The sequence below is a fragment of the Flavobacterium sp. genome, from assembly GCF_027484205.1.
Classification (GTDB): Bacteria; Bacteroidota; Bacteroidia; order Flavobacteriales; family Flavobacteriaceae; genus Flavobacterium.
Genome location: NZ_JAIXUB010000025.1, coordinates 89,398 through 107,382 on the forward strand (window position 1 = coordinate 89,398; position 17,985 = coordinate 107,382).

The 17,985-nt window shown below is 30.3% G+C and carries 15 protein-coding genes; all 15 read right to left on the bottom strand.

The window, feature by feature from the left end; all coding sequences use genetic code 11:
- Window positions 1-59: 59 nt before the first annotated feature.
- The gene (locus Q0049_RS12905) at window positions 60-479 is read right to left on the bottom strand and encodes a glycine zipper family protein (RefSeq protein ID WP_298120457.1); all 420 of its coding nucleotides are present in this window, start codon (window positions 477-479) and stop codon (window positions 60-62) included.
- 90 nt (window positions 480-569) lie between these two features.
- Window positions 570-1,658, bottom strand: a complete 1,089-nt coding sequence (locus Q0049_RS12910; RefSeq protein ID WP_298120459.1) for an agmatinase family protein — start codon at window positions 1,656-1,658, stop codon at window positions 570-572.
- 1 nt (window position 1,659) lies between these two features.
- Window positions 1,660-2,943 carry a kynureninase gene (gene kynU, locus Q0049_RS12915; protein ID WP_298120461.1) on the bottom strand — a complete coding sequence of 428 codons (1,284 nt, stop codon included), beginning with the start codon at window positions 2,941-2,943 and terminating at the stop codon, window positions 1,660-1,662.
- A 379-nt stretch (window positions 2,944-3,322) separates the two neighbouring features.
- Complete coding sequence (gene queA / locus Q0049_RS12920) at window positions 3,323-4,372, bottom strand: tRNA preQ1(34) S-adenosylmethionine ribosyltransferase-isomerase QueA (RefSeq protein WP_298120463.1); 1,050 nt, start codon at window positions 4,370-4,372, stop codon at window positions 3,323-3,325.
- Window positions 4,373-4,617: 245 nt separating this feature from the next.
- Complete coding sequence (aroA, locus tag Q0049_RS12925; protein WP_298120924.1) at window positions 4,618-5,913, bottom strand: 3-phosphoshikimate 1-carboxyvinyltransferase; 1,296 nt, start codon at window positions 5,911-5,913, stop codon at window positions 4,618-4,620.
- A 69-nt stretch (window positions 5,914-5,982) separates the two neighbouring features.
- A complete protein-coding gene (locus Q0049_RS12930) occupies window positions 5,983-6,309 on the bottom strand; it encodes a nucleotide pyrophosphohydrolase (RefSeq protein WP_288110994.1) in 327 nt (108 codons plus the stop codon).
- Between the two features lies 1 nt (window position 6,310).
- The gene (locus Q0049_RS12935; RefSeq protein WP_298120468.1) at window positions 6,311-8,290 is read right to left on the bottom strand and encodes a DUF3857 domain-containing protein; all 1,980 of its coding nucleotides are present in this window, start codon (window positions 8,288-8,290) and stop codon (window positions 6,311-6,313) included.
- Window positions 8,291-10,300: a DUF3857 domain-containing protein gene (locus Q0049_RS12940; protein ID WP_298120471.1), complete on the bottom strand. Its 2,010-nt coding sequence runs from the start codon at window positions 10,298-10,300 to the stop codon at window positions 8,291-8,293. It abuts the gene before it with no gap.
- A gap of 1 nt (window position 10,301) precedes the next feature.
- On the bottom strand, window positions 10,302-12,209 hold the full coding sequence (locus Q0049_RS12945; RefSeq protein ID WP_298120474.1) for a DUF3857 domain-containing protein: 1,908 nt from the start codon (window positions 12,207-12,209) through the stop codon (window positions 10,302-10,304).
- A 45-nt stretch (window positions 12,210-12,254) separates the two neighbouring features.
- The gene (dtd, locus tag Q0049_RS12950; RefSeq protein ID WP_298120477.1) at window positions 12,255-12,707 is read right to left on the bottom strand and encodes a D-aminoacyl-tRNA deacylase; all 453 of its coding nucleotides are present in this window, start codon (window positions 12,705-12,707) and stop codon (window positions 12,255-12,257) included.
- Between the two features lie 101 nt (window positions 12,708-12,808).
- Complete coding sequence (gene rsgA, locus Q0049_RS12955) at window positions 12,809-13,789, bottom strand: ribosome small subunit-dependent GTPase A (RefSeq protein ID WP_298120480.1); 981 nt, start codon at window positions 13,787-13,789, stop codon at window positions 12,809-12,811.
- A 164-nt stretch (window positions 13,790-13,953) separates the two neighbouring features.
- Complete coding sequence (locus tag Q0049_RS12960; protein WP_298120483.1) at window positions 13,954-14,478, bottom strand: hypothetical protein; 525 nt, start codon at window positions 14,476-14,478, stop codon at window positions 13,954-13,956.
- Between the two features lie 83 nt (window positions 14,479-14,561).
- Window positions 14,562-15,647, bottom strand: a complete 1,086-nt coding sequence (locus Q0049_RS12965; RefSeq protein ID WP_298120486.1) for a bifunctional 3-deoxy-7-phosphoheptulonate synthase/chorismate mutase type II — start codon at window positions 15,645-15,647, stop codon at window positions 14,562-14,564.
- A 73-nt stretch (window positions 15,648-15,720) separates the two neighbouring features.
- Window positions 15,721-16,560, bottom strand: coding sequence for a prephenate dehydrogenase (locus Q0049_RS12970; protein ID WP_298120487.1), 840 nt, complete (start codon window positions 16,558-16,560; stop codon window positions 15,721-15,723).
- Between the two features lie 147 nt (window positions 16,561-16,707).
- Window positions 16,708-17,853, bottom strand: a complete 1,146-nt coding sequence (locus tag Q0049_RS12975; protein WP_298120489.1) for an aminotransferase class I/II-fold pyridoxal phosphate-dependent enzyme — start codon at window positions 17,851-17,853, stop codon at window positions 16,708-16,710.
- Window positions 17,854-17,985: the final 132 nt, after the last annotated feature.

The window sequence follows — 17,985 nt, forward strand, 5'->3', positions numbered from 1 at the left end:
GTTAATTAAAAAATCCGTAACATATAATGCTACGGATTTTTAAAATTAATAAATTAAGATTACTTCTTTTTACCATCAATTATTGCTCCTGTTCCAGCTCCAACTCCTGCTCCAACTAATCCACCTATTATTGCGCCTTCACCTTTTTTCTTACTAACAATCGCTCCTGTTGCTGCACCAACTCCAGCTCCAATAACTGCTCCTTTTGCCGCACCACTCCATCCTTTTCTTTTAGTTGTTGTGGTATTTGAAGATGAAGGAGTAGAAGTATTATTTACGACTACAACTTCTTTTTGCTTTTCAATTTTAGCCGCTTCAGTTTTCATCGAATCAATAATTCTTTGTTTTTCAGCAACTATTTTCATAGAGTCTATAGTAGCTTGTTTTGTGTCTTCTGCAACACCCATCTTATCAGTATTTTTACATGAAGTTAAAAAAGATAAAAATAAAAGCGATGCATATAAAAATAAATTTTTCATACAATTTTTGTTTAAAATTAATAATACAAAGTAAGTTTAAATCAAACTCAATCACCTTACATAATTTCAAACAAGTTTTATATAATTTGTTTATTTTCTTTGAAATTCAATTTTTTCTCCAACATCCAATCCATTGTTTTTAGCTAAAACGCCACACATGTGAAATAACATTCTTGCACCCACATTTCCATCCCAATCATCATTTTCGCTTGGTGCAACTTCAACTAAATCGAAACCAATAATTTCTTTTCCGCTTTCGGCTAATTTATTGAACAAATAAGTTGCTTGTTCGAAAGAAAATCCGCCTGGAACCGGAGTTCCTGTATTTGGGCAATACCATGGATACATTCCATCAATATCAAAAGAGATACACACTTTTTGTGGTAAAGTTTCTATAATTGCATCGCATTGTTGTTGCCATGTTTTTCCTTCAAAAGTTTCTTTTTTTAAATCAGAATCTGTGTGAACCAAAACCCTTCCGTTTTGTGATTTTACAACATCAACTTCTTGTTCGCAGAAATCACGAATTCCTACTTGGACGATTTTAGAAATCTGTGGAATTTGTAACGCGTTGTACATAATTGACGCGTGTGAATAGGTAAAGCCTTCATAAGCAATACGTAAATCCATGTGAGCATCAAGATGTAAAATCCCGAAATTATCGTGTTTTGTTGCCAAAGCTTCGTAGTAACCAAGTGGCGTTGAATGATCACCACCAAGAAGAACGACTTTTTTACCTTTATTCATCCAATGCAAAACCGTTTCTTTAACTTCGGTATGCAAGTCACGACAAACTATATTTATTTTTTCTAAATCAGATTGTAATGCTGGAATTTGAGCTACATCTTGACCGTCTTCTAAAGCTTCGATAATGGGTTGCGCTAAAGCTTTATATTTATCTGAATTATTTTTCCATGAATCTGGAATTTCAGCGTAATACATTCCGAGTTTCCATAATTCAGGAAAATCTTGATGATTTAAATCCACTTGAAAAGAGGCATCTAAAACGGCTTCTGGACCTTCTGAAGCGCCTGCACCATAACTCACTGTAACTTCCCAAGGCACAGGAATTATTATTATTTCTGATTGTTCAGATGAAAATGGTAATCCAAAAATGGTTGCATCGGCCAATCCTGGTTGAGAAGGATCGAAAGTATTTATTATTTCTTGTTTTGTCATTTTATTTTGAATGAATTGTAAGTATTCCTTGTTTTAAAATCTGACCAAAATTGTACATGTCTTCATACGAAGTATATAATGGCACTGGAGCAAGACGAATTACATTAGGTTCACGCCAATCAGTTATAACTCCATTACTCATTAAGTAATCAAACAGACTTCTACCTTCACCATGAAGAAAAACAGATAGCTGACAAGCTCTTTCTTCTTGATTTGATGGTGTAATTACTTCAAATGTACTATTAACTTCTTTGTCGATTTCATGAAGAATAAACTCTAAATAAGATGTAATTTGGTTTCTTTTTGCAATTAGTTTTTCCATACCTACTTCAGCAAACATTTCTACAGATGCTAAATATGGAGCAAGAGAAAGAATTGGTAAATTTGAAACTTGCCAACCATCAGCACCATGAACTGGATCGAAAGTTGGTTCCATTTTGAAACGTCTTTCTTTATTGTGTCCCCACCAACCAGCAAATCTTGGTAAATTAGAATGATGGTGTTTTTCGTGAACAAAACAACCAGAAGCATTTCCTGGTCCGGAATTCATGTATTTGTAGGAACACCATGCTGCAAAATCGACATTCCAATCGTGCAATTCTAATTTTATATTTCCTGCTGCGTGTGCTAAATCAAAACCTACGTTTGCTCCTACTTTATGACCTGCTTCAGTGATGGTTTTCATATCAAAAACTTGTCCCGTGTAGTAATTTACGCCTCCAAATAATACTAAAGCTAACTCATCGCCAACTTCTTCAATTTTAGCAAGAATGTCCTCTAATCGAATATTATGCTCGCCTTCTCTCCTTTTAATTTCAACTATAGCATCTTCTGGTTTAAATCCGTGATGATTGACTTGCGATTGAAACATATATTGATCTGAGGGAAATGCTTTTTCTTCGCAAATTATTTTGTAACGTGTTTTGGTTGGACGATAAAAGGAAACCATCAATAAGTGTAAATTGATAGTTAACGTGTTCATTACTGAAACTTCTGAAGGTTTTGCTCCAACAATTTTACTTAATGGTTCAGCGAAACGCTCTTGATAATCCCACCAAGGCTTTTCTGCATAGAAATGACCTTCAACAGCTAGATTTGCCCAATCGTTCATTACATCTTCTACATAATTTTTAGCAGATTTTGGTTGTAAACCTAGAGAATTTCCAGTGAAGTAAATCACGTCTTTACCATCATGTTGTGGAAAGATGAATTCTTGTCTGTATTTTTTTAATTCGTCTTGAGCATCTAATTGTTGAGCGAATTCAAGTGAGTTTTGAAAAGTCATTGTGTGATTTGTTTGTGGTGTAAATGTAGAGAAAAGTTTAAAAGTTTAAAAGTTTAGTCGTTTAAAAGTTTGTGTTGGTTGATTTTGTGTAAGACAATTACCAACTAGCCCTGATACTGAAATTGTTTGAGCTCTTTTTCTAATGTTGCCTTCGAGAGCATTTCGACAAGCTCAATGTGACACTTTAGGCAAAATTAGAAAAAAGCGAGTTTCAGCAGCAGGAAAATGGTTTGTAGAAATGCCTAGTGATTCGCTACTAATTAGAATACCACGGAATGACAAAATTGTGGATAAAAAAAAATCTCACCATTTTTGATGAGATTTTTTTTATAAGGTCTTCGAACTCCCGAAGTTTCGGGACAGACTGACAATGTAATAATTATAATATAAGCATTGCATCGCCATAAGAATAGAATTTGTATCCTTCTTTAATGGCTTCGTCATAAGCTTTACGCATTAAATCGTGTCCACAAAATGCTGAAATCATCATTAATAATGTTGATTTTGGTGTGTGGAAGTTAGTAATCATTGCGTCTGCGATACTGAAGTCGTATGGTGGAAAAATGAATTTGTTTGTCCAACCATCAAATGGATTTAGTGTTCTTGCAGATGAAACTGAACTTTCAATAGCTCGCATTGATGTAGTTCCTACGCAACAGATTCTTTTCTTCTTAGCTTTTGCATTGTTTACGATATCGCAAGCTTCTTGAGTGATTTTTAACTCTTCTGAATCCATTTTGTGTTTGGATAAATCTTCAACCTCAACAGGATTGAATGTTCCTAAACCAACGTGAAGTGTTACTTCTGCAAAGTCAACACCTTTGATTTCTAATCTTTTTAAAAGATGTTTTGAAAAGTGTAAACCTGCTGTTGGAGCTGCAACTGCGCCTTCTTCTTTTGCGTAGATAGTTTGGTAACGTTCTGCATCTTCCTCAGTTACTTCTCGGTTAATATATTTTGGGATTGGAGTTTCTCCAAGTTCTGTTAATTTATTTCTGAATTCTTCGTAAGAACCATCGTAAAGGAAACGTAAAGTTCTTCCACGAGAAGTCGTATTATCGATAACTTCTGCTACTAATGAATCATCATCACCAAAATATAATTTATTTCCAATTCTGATTTTACGTGCTGGATCAACTAAAACATCCCAAAGACGTTGCTCTGCGTTTAATTCTCTAAGTAAGAAAACTTCAATTCTTGCACCTGTTTTTTCTTTATTTCCATACATACGTGCAGGAAAAACTTTAGTATTGTTAAGAATCATAACATCGCCATCACCGAAATAATCGATAACATCTTTGAACATTTTATGTTCGATAGTACCTTTTTTTCTGTCGATAACCATTAAACGAGATTCGTCACGGTTTTCTGCTGGGAATTCAGCCAATAATTCTGTAGGAAGATTAAAATTAAAATGTGATAATTTCATATATGTGAAAGTTGTTTTTTAGCTGTCATATATGTTATCGCCTTTTATTTATTGGTGTTTGCTTACGCAAACTTGTTGTTAATGGCGATTTCATAATTAAATTTTAGATATTAGATTTTAAATTTTAGATATTATTATCGTAAAAATTAAATCGAATGCAAATATACGATTGTGAAATAGGCGTTGTCAAGTGTTTTGCTGTTTATTTTTAGTTTTGCCATAAAGACGCGAAGTCGCGAAGTTTTTTATTGATTTTCTACTTGAAATCCTATGCTATGCAAATCTTCCCAAAAAGTGGGATAAGATTTGGAAACTACTTCTGCATCCTCAATAATTATTGACGTTTTTAGGGCTAAAGGTGCAAATGCCATTGCCATTCTATGATCTTGGTAGGTTTTTATTTTTATATTTGAATTTAGATTGTTGGATTGTTGGATTGTTAGAGAATCATTTGTCACAGAAATGTTTGCTCCAAGTTTAGATAGTTCGGTTTTTAACGCTTCTAATCTATCGGTTTCTTTTATTTTTAACGTGTGTAAACCTGTTAAATGACATCCTATTCCTAATCCAAAACAGGTTACTGCAATGGTTTGCGCGATGTCTGGAGAATTGTTGAGTTTAAGGTTTAAAGTTTGCTTCGCCTGTTCGTTTTCACTCGGGTCAGGTTTAAAGTTGTTTGATTTTATTATAGTTATAGAATTGTTATTATTGAAAATAGTTTCTACTCCAAAGTTTTTATAGATTTCTACTAATGCTGAATCGCCTTGAAGACTATTTTGTTTGTAACTTGATAGTGTTATTTGTGTTCCAATTTCTGATAGTGCGATAATTGAGTACCAATAAGATGCTGAACTCCAATCGGATTCTATAGTTATGATTTGTTGTGCCTCAATTGCGCTTGGTGTGACAGTAATTTTATCATTAACAAAAGAAGTTTTAACACCAATTTCGTTTAGTAACGCTAAGGTCATTTTGATGTATGGAATTGATGTTATTTCGCCTTCAAGTGTTAATTCTAATCCATTTTCAAGTTTTGGCGCAATCAATAAAAGTGCTGAAATGTATTGACTACTTACATTTGCTGGAAGTGAAACTTTATTATTAATTAATTTTCTTCCTTTGATTTTTATTGGCGGAAAACCTTCGTTTTCTTCATAAGAAATTTCAGCACCAAGTTGTTGCAAAGCTTCGACTAAAATTTTAATTGGCCGTTCCTTCATTCTTGATGAACCTGTCAATACAATCTCTTTTCCTTCTTGAATAGCAAAAAAAGCTGTTAGAAATCGCATTGCTGTTCCTGCGTGGTGAACATTAAAAAGTTGTTGCACTTCCACTGCGCTCAGTGTGACAGAAGTTGGAAGTTGGAAGTTTTGAATAATATTGGTCATAACTTCGGAATCATCAGAATTTGATGCGTTTTCCAATGAAATATTCGGATACAATGCTTTTAGCAACAATAACCTATTGGTTTCTGATTTTGAACCAGTGATTGAAAGTTGCGAGTTGCGCACTTCGACAAGCTCAGTGTGACGAGTTGTGATTTGTGAGTTGGTTAAAAGTAAATTCACTTTTTTTGATTTTTGCTGAATACTGAGACTGAAAATTACAAACTATTTTAATTTCTCATTATTATGATGTCTGTCGTGGTCGCGATTTGTTTTTAAATCCATTTTTTTATCAAAAGCAGCTTGAAGATCAATTCCTGTTTGGTTAGCAAGACACAACACCACGAAAACTACGTCAGCAAGTTCTTCACCAAGGTCTTTGTTTTTGTCGCTTTCTTTTTCGGATTGTTCACCATAACGACGTGCAATAATTCTTGCTACTTCACCTACTTCTTCAGTAAGCTGTGCCATGTTAGTTAGTTCATTAAAATAACGAACTCCGTGATTTTTTATCCAATTGTCAACTTCTAGTTGGGAGTTTTTTAGATTCATGTTATATCTTTTTTAAAACAATTTTTTCATTTTCCTTCTCAACAATTTTTTTAAAAAATTCTTTTAAAGTAGAATAGTCATCCGCAGAAAAAATTGCTGAATTAATATTTAAATTGACTGAAAGTTGTATTTTTCTTTCTTCAACTGTACAAATAAATTTAAAATTCCCATATTCATTTGGCAACGAAATTAAAGTTTCTTTTGGAAAACTTTCAACAACATATCCATCAGGAATATTCAAAGTTATCAAATATCTATCTTTTGTAGGATAACTAAAATCTACAGGATATTCTCTTTTTTCCTGCTTGAATGGATTTTCAGTTACTGCAAAATATAACAATGGTGAAAAGTACATTTTATCTCCAATAATTTCAATTGAATTACTAGTTTCAAATGTATACTTTTCAACTATTGGTTGGCTCAAATCTTTTTCATTAGCTCTTTCGTAATTGTCAATCTTCAATCCTAAATATTTTTTTTCTATTGTTTCAATAAAACTATCAATTGAAATCCCTACTTTTTTTTCCCTAAATTCTAAAGCATAATAATCAAATAATTGATTTCTTACTTGACCAGATATTTGTCCATAACTATCTAAAGTTGCAATCATGTAAATATTATTAGTAGAACTTTGTACTGGCATTAAATTTATTTCACTGGAAATTCCACTTTTATCGATACTTCTACCTATCCAATTAAGATTCCTTATAGGCATAATATTCATAGTAGAATTTTTACTTGTAGCGTCTAATAAAATTGTTTCATTATCAATATTTGCCATTGCAATTACAAAATTAAATCTTGTTCTATTTGGGAAAAGTGCTATGCCGTTATCCCTTGTACTCAATAGAACAGGTGATGCATCAATTCCTGCAAACTTTAGCATTGAAACTAACATTAAATTAATTTCAGCAGCATTACCAGATTTATCATAAAAGGCCTTATCAATATTCTTTTTAGTGTAATATCCGTACTTACCATTCCAAGTCATTTGATTTTTAACAAAATCAAAAACTTTAATCAATCTCTCTTTTTTAGAATCAATATCTTTTGTAAGTATTGTAACTTGATTTGCAAAATAATCTGTTTTTTCTATCTCATCCCCAAATTCTTTTTCTTTATAAATTGATTTTGCAACATCTTCCCATGTAGTTGCAATTTTTTTTGGTTCTTCATCAGGCATTCTTACAACCTGTAATTCATGATCTATTTTAGCATAATAATTTTCAATGTTATTGATTTGACTCTCTTCTATTAGAGCTGGAACATCAAACACAGAATACTTTGTTTTAATTTGTTTATAAAACATACTTAAAGTTTTTCCAAATTTACCTTCAAAATTCTGAGAAGCATCTTCTATTACTTCATCTATTTTTACATCAATAAATCCTGATTTTATTCCTTTGTAAATGTAAAACTCTGGTATTTCTGTTAAATATTCAGCATAATTAACTGGAATTTTATATTGAAACTGAAATTCAGGAAGGATAGATAAATTTTGAGATTTTATAATGTATTTAAGTTCAACAATTGAGCCTACTTTTACATTAGGAAAAGTGATGGATTTTGATTTCCAATATTCATTTATTTTTTCAACAAACTTCCCTTCATTTGTAACTTTATCTTTAACGATAATTCCATTTTCGATATTATAAGTAAATGCCTTAGATATTTCAACTATTTCATCGTCTAGATTTAAATATCCAACATAATATGGCATTTCAAAATTAGCCCATCCTAGTCCTTCAGTTTTATAAATTTTCAATTTAATTGAATATTCTGTTGTAGAAACAAATCCTTCACTTTGATTATATTTAAAACTTGTTTTAGCTTTTTTAAATAATATTGCAGCTACTGCATTTGTGTCATTTTTACATTTTTTTTCAAGCAACTCCTCTTTTGTAACCTTACCCAAATCAAAATTTTGGGCATAACCAAAAGTATTTATTATAAAAAAAAGTGCTAGAGTTATTTTATTCATTTATATCTTTTTTAAAACAATTTTTTCATTTTCCTTTTCAACTACTTTTTTAAAAAATTCTTTTAAAGAATCATAATCATCTGAAGGAATTATTGCAACATTAATATTCAAACTTGCTACAAGTTGTATTTTCTTTTCTTCAACAGTACATGTAAATCTAAAACCACCATAACCTTCTGGCAATGCAATTGCAACCTCTTTTGGATATGTTTCAACTTGATATCCGTCAGGAATATTCAAAGTTATCATAAACTTGTCTTTCGTTGGATAACTAAAATCTACAGGATATTCTCTTTCATCTTGTTTAAATGGATTTTCAGTTAATGCAAAAAACAATAAAGGTGCAAAATACATTTTATCTCCAATAATTTCGACTGCATTATTTGACTTAAAAGAATATTTCTCTGCTAAAGGTTGATATATTTCTTTTTCATTTATTCGTTCATAATTTTCAATTTCAAGTCCTGAATGTTTTTTTTCTAATTTTTCTAAATAACTATCCAAAGATAAACTACCATAACTTTCTCTAAATTGAAAAGCATAATAATCAAAATATTGATCTCTAACCTGTCCTGCTACTTGACCTTGATTATCAATTGTAGCAATCATGTTTACATTTTCTGAAGAATTATTTTTTGGCATTAGATCTACGCTTTCAGAAGTACCATCTTTTCTGATTAATCTTCCGTACCAATTTAAATCTCTGATTGGCAAAATATTTGGTATAGAATTGCTATCTGTTGCATCAAGCAAAATAAGTTCTGAATCTAATTTAACAGAAGCAATTACATAATTAAAAGCGTTTCGATTTGGAAACATAGCAATTCCATTTAAACGTGTGCTAACTAAAATTGGATTAGAATCTAATCCTGCATACCTAAGCATTGCTACTAACATTAAATTGATATCTGCAACATTTCCAATTTTTTCAGTATATGCTTTTTTTACACCAATATCACAATTATAGCCGAAATATTCATTCCATTTTAATCTTGATTTAACAAAATTAAATATTGCAATCATTTTTTCTTCACGAGTATTTAATCCTTCGATTAATTTATTAATATCATTTTCAAAATAATTAGTTTTATCTAATTCTGCTCCAAAATATTCATTTTCATATATAGTTTTAGTAACTGATTCCCAATCTGTAGAAAAAACTTTATAAGGTTGCTCGGGAAATTTAACCATAGAAAGTTCATGAGAAACACTAGATATGTAATTTTTAATGTTATTTACAAAAATTTCATCTTTTAATGATGGAAAATCAGTAGTAACAAAAGTTACAAGGTTTTCTTTAAAATTAAGGCTTGAATTAATTCTTTTAGGAGTTCCTGTATTAAGACCAGGTACAAAATCTTCTTTGTATACATAATCTATTGTTCTTTGCCTAATATCTTTTTCAACTTTAGGAAATAAATATCCTCTTTGACTTATATTGTATACAAAATATTCTGGTATATAAGTTGCTAATTCTGAATAATCAACTGGAATGTCTGATTGAAATTCCCAATCTTCCATTGTTCCTATTTCTTCTGATTTAATTTCATACTCAAATTCAACAATAGATCCTTCTTTTACGTTAGGCATCGCAATCTTTTTCCTATTCCAAAATTTATTAACTTTTTCATCAAAAATACTTTCTTTTTTTAATTTAGACTTTTCAATTTTTCCATCTACAATATTATATGTTGTTGCATTTGAAAAATTTACGGTTTCTTTTGCATTTCCACCAATATAATATCTTTGAGAAAAATTCGCATAATCATATCCTTCTTTTTTATAAATTTTAATTTTAACTTTTATCGTTGTAATCATATCAAATCCACTATCTTGAGAATAATCAAATCTTACTACACCTTTCTTAAAAATTATAGCTGCTACTGCATCTGGTTCTTTAGAATGCGCCTTTTCTTGAAGTTCTTCGATGGTTACTTTTCCTAACTCTTTTTTTTGAGACAATATGAAGTTACTTAACAACAACATTATACTCAATATTATCTTTTTCATTTTATTGTTTTTTTATTACTATTTTGGAATTGTCACATTTAGCAATTTGCTCTCTAAATTTTCTATAATTATCATATTCCGTTTTATCAAAAAATCCTTTATTAATGGAAAGCACTCGCTTGTACTTAATTTTTTTGGGGTTCATTACAACTATTTCTGTTTTGTAATTCCCAAATTTATCATTTATTTCAAAATCATTTGGCTTTGCATCAATTACATACCCATCAGGAATGACAATCTCAAATTCATCTTCGTCAATGTAACCTCTCGAGATTTCAAAAGGATTCTTTCTATTTCTATATCGTTTTGGAATGTTTGAATTTTGATTGAATGCATTTATTGGAAATAGTATGATATCATTATTTAATGAACCATAATTAACGGCTGTTATCTTTAAATCCTCAATAAATTCAACATCATCTTTATTATTAGAATGTTTAATACTTTCCAGTTTTAAATTATTAATCCATCCAAAATATGATTTATAAAATTCCTCTAATTCCAATTTTGATTTTAATTCTATTAAATACTTATTATCATATTGAGTTCCTTTGGATTTTATTTGCATACTTCCAACGATAGTACCTTCCTCATTAATAGAGTAATTGCCCTTAGTAATTTGAGAATTATTTTTATCTAAATACTCATTTGTTTTAATAATTTCTCCTCCATCAGGTTTGACAACTAAAGCATATCTATCATCCGTAAAATTACCAATAAAACCAAAAGGCAAAATTTGACTTGTACATTCTAAAAAAACGATTTTATCTTTTGTTGGTAATGTTAAAATAACGTGATTACCTTGCATTGAAACAAAATCTTCTTGAAAATCATTTTTTTCATTATCTCCATAAATTATAGTGTAGTAAGAATCAATTCCAACAGTTTTTAATAAAACTCTAGTGTAATTTGTCAAAGCTTTACAATCACCATAACCTAATCTATCAACATCCTTAGCAATCATTGGTTTCCAACCACCAATACCTAATTGAACACTAACATAACGCGTTTTATCTTGAACATACTTATAAATAATCTTTGCTTTTTCTATTTGATCATTTTCATTTTTAACAAGTTCTTTGACTTTTAATTGAGTTTCTATTGAAAGCTCTTCAGAATCCTTAATTAAATTATTATAAATCCAATTTCCATAATCTTTCCATGTCTTAACTTCTCCTAAAATTCCCTCCAAGCTAATTTTTTCAATACCAAACAACACAAATGGAACTAGTTTTTTAAATGATGGAGAATTATCTTCTATTTTTTCAGCTAATAAATTTTCCACTGAAAAAGATATAAAGCCTTCTTTTTCAGTTTTAATTATATTTTTATTTTCAATGTTTTTTTCTAAAAATTTAAAGCCTAAATCTTCTGAAAAATTAATATTGATTTTTGACTTTTCAACGCTTTCAAATGCATCATCAATTGGAAACCATGATGGAATAAATGCGGTACTTGAAGTTTCAGTTTCACTCTCAAAAAGAATTGTAAATGGATAATTAATTGGTGTGTAATCTAAAAACAACTTTCTATTATCAGTATAAATAGAAACTCCATCTACAACACTTTGATCTTTAAAATCCTTTCGTTTTATTTTTTTTATCTCTTTTCCAAAAGAATCGTAAATGGTTGCTTCAATTGAATTAACTTGACATGATTTATCATAATATTCAAAAGCATCAACGTTATTTATACCATATTTATTTAAAACCGTTACAATTTTTCTTTTTTTAACAATTAACTGTTTTTGGCTAACAATATTAATATCAATTTGTTGAAATCGCACTACACTATTTGCATCTTCTTTTAATGCTTCAGGTAATAAAATTGTTGAATAGTCTATATTTTGAGAAAAAGATAAATTTGATAAGAATAGGTAAGAAATAATTAATAAGCATATTTTTTTCATAACAAGATTTTATCCAAAAATAAGATTTTTTTATAAATTGTAAAATTATTCCTTATTTTTAGTATCAATAATTATTGTCACAGGACCATCATTTATTAAAGACACTTTCATGTCTGCTCCAAATTGTCCTGTTTGAACTTTTTTACCTATTTCAATTTCCATTTGATGTACAAATTTTTCATAAAGCGGAATGGCAACATCTGGTTTTGCTGCTTTTATATAAGAAGGACGGTTTCCTTTCTTTGTTAATGCGTGAAGTGTAAATTGACTAACCACAATAATATCACCTTCTATATCTTTTAGTGATAAATTCATTACATCATTTTCATCTCCAAAAATGCGAAGATTGGCAATTTTTGAAGTTAACCAAACAATATCTTCTTGAGAATCTGCATCTTCAATTCCGATTAAAACTAATAAACCTTTTTGGATTTCTGCTACAATTTTATTTTCAATTGTAACTGAAGATTGTAAAACTCTTTGGATAACGGCTTTCATTAACTAATTTAGAATGTAATTATTACAAATGCTTTATAAAAAAGTACCTCGGACTAAGCTCGGTGTGACAAACTTTTTAAACTTGAAATTGATTTTTGAAATTATTTATTTCGCGTTTCGTCACTTGCAATTCGATCGTCATTATAAATATCTGTTCGATAGTGATCTTCATCTCCTTCTAATATTTTTAAATAACTATTATATCGTGTCCAAGAAATTTCATCTTTCTCTAATGCTTCTTTAATAGCGCATTTTGGTTCTTCTTTGTGCAAGCAATTATTGAATTTACACTTGTCTTTCAACTTGAAAAATTCTGGAAAATAACCGCTTATTTCCTCTTTTTCCATATCAACAATTCCAAAACCTTTAATTCCTGGTGTGTCAATGATTTTTGCTCCAAAAGATAAATCATACATTTCTGCAAAAGTTGTAGTGTGTTGTCCTTGCATACTTTGCTCCGAAATGGTTTTTGTTTTTAAATGCAAACTTGGCTCTAAAGCATTGACTAAAGTTGATTTTCCTACTCCTGAATGTCCTGAAAACATAGAAACTTTGTTTGTCATTAATTCTTTTAAAGTTTCTAAACCGTTTTTCTCTTGAGCAGAAACTCTCAAGCATTTATAACCAATTTGAGAATAAATATATTGCAAAAACAATTGTTCATCGAGCATAGCTTCATCATAAGTATCAATCTTATTAAAAACTAAGACTGCCTCAATTCCATAAGCTTCAGCTGTAACTAAAAATCTATCGATAAAACTTGTAGTAGTTGGCGGATTATTTATTGTAATTAATAAAAAAACTAAATCAATATTTGAAGCAATTATGTGAGTTTGCTTTGAAAGATTAACAGACTTTCTTACGATATAGTTCTTTCTATCATGAATGTTATTAATTATTCCAATCTCTTCATCAGTAGAATTATCTAACTCAAAATCAACAATATCTCCAACCGAAATTGGGTTGGTACTTTTAATTCCTTTTATACGAAACTTACCCTTAATACGGCATTCATAAACCTGACCATCTTCTGTTTTTACGGTGTAATAACTTCCTGTAGATTTATAAACTATTCCTGTCATTTCAGATTTTCGGATTTCAAAATTTAGATTTCAGCAAGAAGCCAAAATTTAAATTTTAATTATCTACAAAAGTAGAAAAAAGACTTTAGAAGTTTGGCGTTTTATTATAATAAAAAAGACCGTTTAAATTACTAAACGGTCTTTCTAAAATTGAATTCTTATTTTTAGTATTTGTAAGCTACTCCTTTTTTGATAGCTTGAGAACCACCTAAACCATTTGAAGTTGCACCAACTGTTGATTTATCAGCAGTTTGTAAAATAAATGGACAACCCATTGCTGCAGCAGCCATTTTTAATTTTTTCTCAGCTTTTTTATCACCTGTGTTTCCAGTATGGTAGTTGATTAAACCTGTTTTTCCTCTAACTTCACCTTCTTTTTTCAATCCTGAGATGTAAGCTTTATCTTCTAAGATAACTACTTTTTCCCAATCATCTTCTCCGTTTACAACGATTTTTTCTGTTACTTCTTCAATACGTCCTGATTTTCCATAAACAATTTTTTCAACTGCATATTTACTTATTGTATTTTCAGCATCTTCACCATCATATTTGAATATGATTGTATATTCTTCTAATTTAATAACCTTCCCTTTTACAGTTTCACCGTTGTGTTTTGTAATTACATCAACTTGAGCAATTGCAGAATTCAATCCGAATAAAACTGCAAGCAATAAAATAACTTTTTTCATTGTTTTAATTTTTTGTTTAATATTAATTTTCAGTGCAATAATACAATATTTTTTAAAACTTCTACATACGAAAATATTCGTATTTATTTTTTATTAAATATTTTTTCCTGATGCGTAATACTTTCTTGGTGAATGGCTTTGAAAAACTGAATGATAAATTCTTCACTCAATCCTTTTTGGTTTCCGTCATTGACCATTTTTTCAAGAATTTCGTTCCAACGTTTGTTTTGCAATACCGCTACGTTTTTTTCTTTTTTTAAAGCTCCAATATCTTCAGCAATTTTCATTCTTTTACCAATAACATCCAATAATTTAGCATCAAATTCATCAATTTTACTTCTTAATTTAGCTAATCTTGTTTGATATTCATCAGCATCATCGGTTTCTTTTCTGATTGTTAAATCAAAAATAATTTGTTTTAATCTTTCAGGTGTAACTTGTTGTGCAGCATCACTCCATGCGTTATCAGGATCAATGTGGGTTTCGATAATCATTCCGTCATAATTCAAATCCAATGCTTCTTGAGTAACTTGAAAAATCATTTCGCGATTTCCAGTAATGTGTGACGGATCAATTATTAATGGAATATCTGGAAATTTATTTTGAAAATCAATTGCAATTTGCCATTCAGGATTGTTACGATATTTTGTTTTTTCATAAGTAGAAAATCCTCTATGAATAACACCAAGGTTTTTGATATTGGCATTGTATAAACGTTCTACACCACCAATCCATAAAGCTAAATCTGGATTTACAGGATTTTTCACAAGTACAATTTTTTCTGTATTTTGCAAAGCATCAGCGATTTCTTGAACCGCAAACGGATTTACAGTTGTTCGTGCTCCAATCCACAAAATATCAATATCATGTTCCAATGCCAATTTCACATGAGCAGCTGTTGCTACTTCAATTGCCATTTGCAAACCAGTTTCAGCTTTGGCTTTTTGCAACCATTTCAATCCGATTTCACCAACACCTTCAAATCCGCCTGGACGTGTTCTTGGCTTCCAAATTCCAGCTCTATAAACTGATACTTTTGAATCTTTTAATTCACGTGCAATTTTTAAAACTTGTTCTTCTGTTTCTGCACTACATGGTCCAGCGATTACTAGTGGATGTGGCAAATTGAAGTTGTTTAACCACGTTCTCATTTCTTTTTTGTTTTCCATTTTTTATTTGAGTTGGAAGCTTGAAGTTGGAAGCTGGGAGTTTTTCTTCCTACTTCCATCTTCTAACTTCTTGCTATTTTAAAATTTCCTTAATTCTATTCGTATTTTGCATTTCGTTATAAACTTCTTCATAATTATCATCTTCTAATAATTTCTTGAAATTTGATAAATTTTGAATGTATTCCTCTAATGATTTTATAACTTGTTTTTTGTTTTGCTTAAAAATTGGCGTCCACATTGCTGGTGAACTTTTTGCTAAACGCACGGTACTTTCAAATCCTGAACCTGCCATGTCAAAAATATCTTGTTCGTCTTTTTCTTTTTCAATGACTGTTTTTCCTAGCATAAACGAACTTATATGCGACAAATGTGATACATAAGCAATGTGTTTGTCGTGCGATTTTGAATCCATATAACGAATGCGCATTCCGAGTTTTTTGAACAAATCCATAGCTTTTTCTTGCAATTTGAAGGTTGTTTTTTCTACTTCGCAAATGATGTTTGTTTTGCCTTCATACAAACCTTTAATGGCAGCTTTTGGTCCCGAAAATTCTGTTCCTGCAATAGGATGACAAGCCATGAAATTTCTTCTTTTTGGATGATTTTCAATCGCTTCACAAATTGGGTTTTTAGTTGAACCTACATCAAAAACCAAAGTCTGTTCTCCAATTTTATTTAAAATCTCTGGCAAAATTACTAAAGCAACATCAACTGGCACAGCAACGATTACTAAATCTGCGTTAATTAAGTCTTTTTCGGTTGCTTTTTTGTCGATGATTCCGAGATTTATTGCTTCTTCAAGATGTTTTTCGTTAGCGTCAATTCCGAAAACAATTGCATCATCATAAATTGATTTGATGTCTAATGCCATTGAACCGCCTATTAATCCTGTTCCTATTATAAATACTTTCATGTTTACTTTTTTTTCAATGTCAATGTCAATTACAATCTCAAAATTCAAATTATAAAATTGAATTTTTGAGTTTGATATTGAATTTTGTAATTGACATTGTTATTGAACTCTTTTTTTTGATTGCTATAGAATTTTGAATTGACATTGTCATTGAAATCTTTTTATTGCCATTGAAATATTTTCTTCTTTCACGCACAATGAAAATCGAATGTAACCTTCGCCGTTACTACCAAAAATGGTTCCTGGCGTGAGAAAAATATGTTTTTCATATAACAGATTATCTATAAATTCTTCCGATTGAATTCCTACTGGTAATTTTGCCCAAACAAACATTCCGACTGCGTTTTTATCGAAAGTACACTTCATTTTTTCTGCTAATTCAAAAATCAAGTTTCTTCTTTTGGTGTAAATTTCATTCTGACTTTCGAACCAATCTTTCCCTAATTTTAATGCAGCTATTGCTCCTTTTTGAATTCCATAAAACATTCCAGAATCCATATTGCTTTTTACTTTTAAAATAGCATCTATTAAAGTTGCATTTCCTGAAACCATTCCAACACGCCAACCTGCCATGTTGAACGTTTTGCTCAATGAATTCAATTCTAAAGCTATTTCTTTTGAACCTTCTATTTGAAAAATTGACAACGGATTTTCGTTCAAAACAAAGCTATACGGATTGTCATTTACAATTAAAATGTTATTTTTTCTTCCAAAATCGATTAGCTTTTGATATAAATCTAAAGTTGCATTTGCGCCTGTTGGCATGTGTGGATAGGAAACCCACATCAATTTTACTTTTGATAAATTTGTTTTTTCTAATGCTTCAAAATCAGGTTGCCAATTAGTAGACTCTTTTAAATCATAATATACTGCTTTTGCTTGAACCAATTCCGTCACAGAAGCATACGTTGGATAACCAGGATTTGGTATTAAAACTTCATCGCCTTCATTTAAAAAAGCTAGTGAAATGTGCATTATTCCTTCTTTCGAACCCATTAATGGTAGAATTTCAGTAGTTGAATTTAATTCGACATTGAAATTAGTTGCATAAAAATCGGCAAAACCTTGACGCAATTCTGGTAAACCTTGATAACTTTGATATTCGTGTGCTTTTTCGTCAAACATTGCGTTTTGAATGGCTTCAATCACCGATGAATGTGGTGCCAAATCAGGACTTCCAATTCCCATATTGATGATTGGTTTTCCTTCAGACATGAGCTGTCTTACTTCTTTCAATTTTCTGGAGAAGTAATATTCCTGAACGGTTTCTAGTCTTTTTGCTATTTGTATCATTTTATTTTACTGCAAATTCGAATGGTTGTTGCTTTAAACACATAGAAACATAGATTTCATTTTCTAATAAAGACGCTTCGCTTGACATGAGTTTTCATAGCTATATAAAACGAAGTTTCTATAAATTCTTTC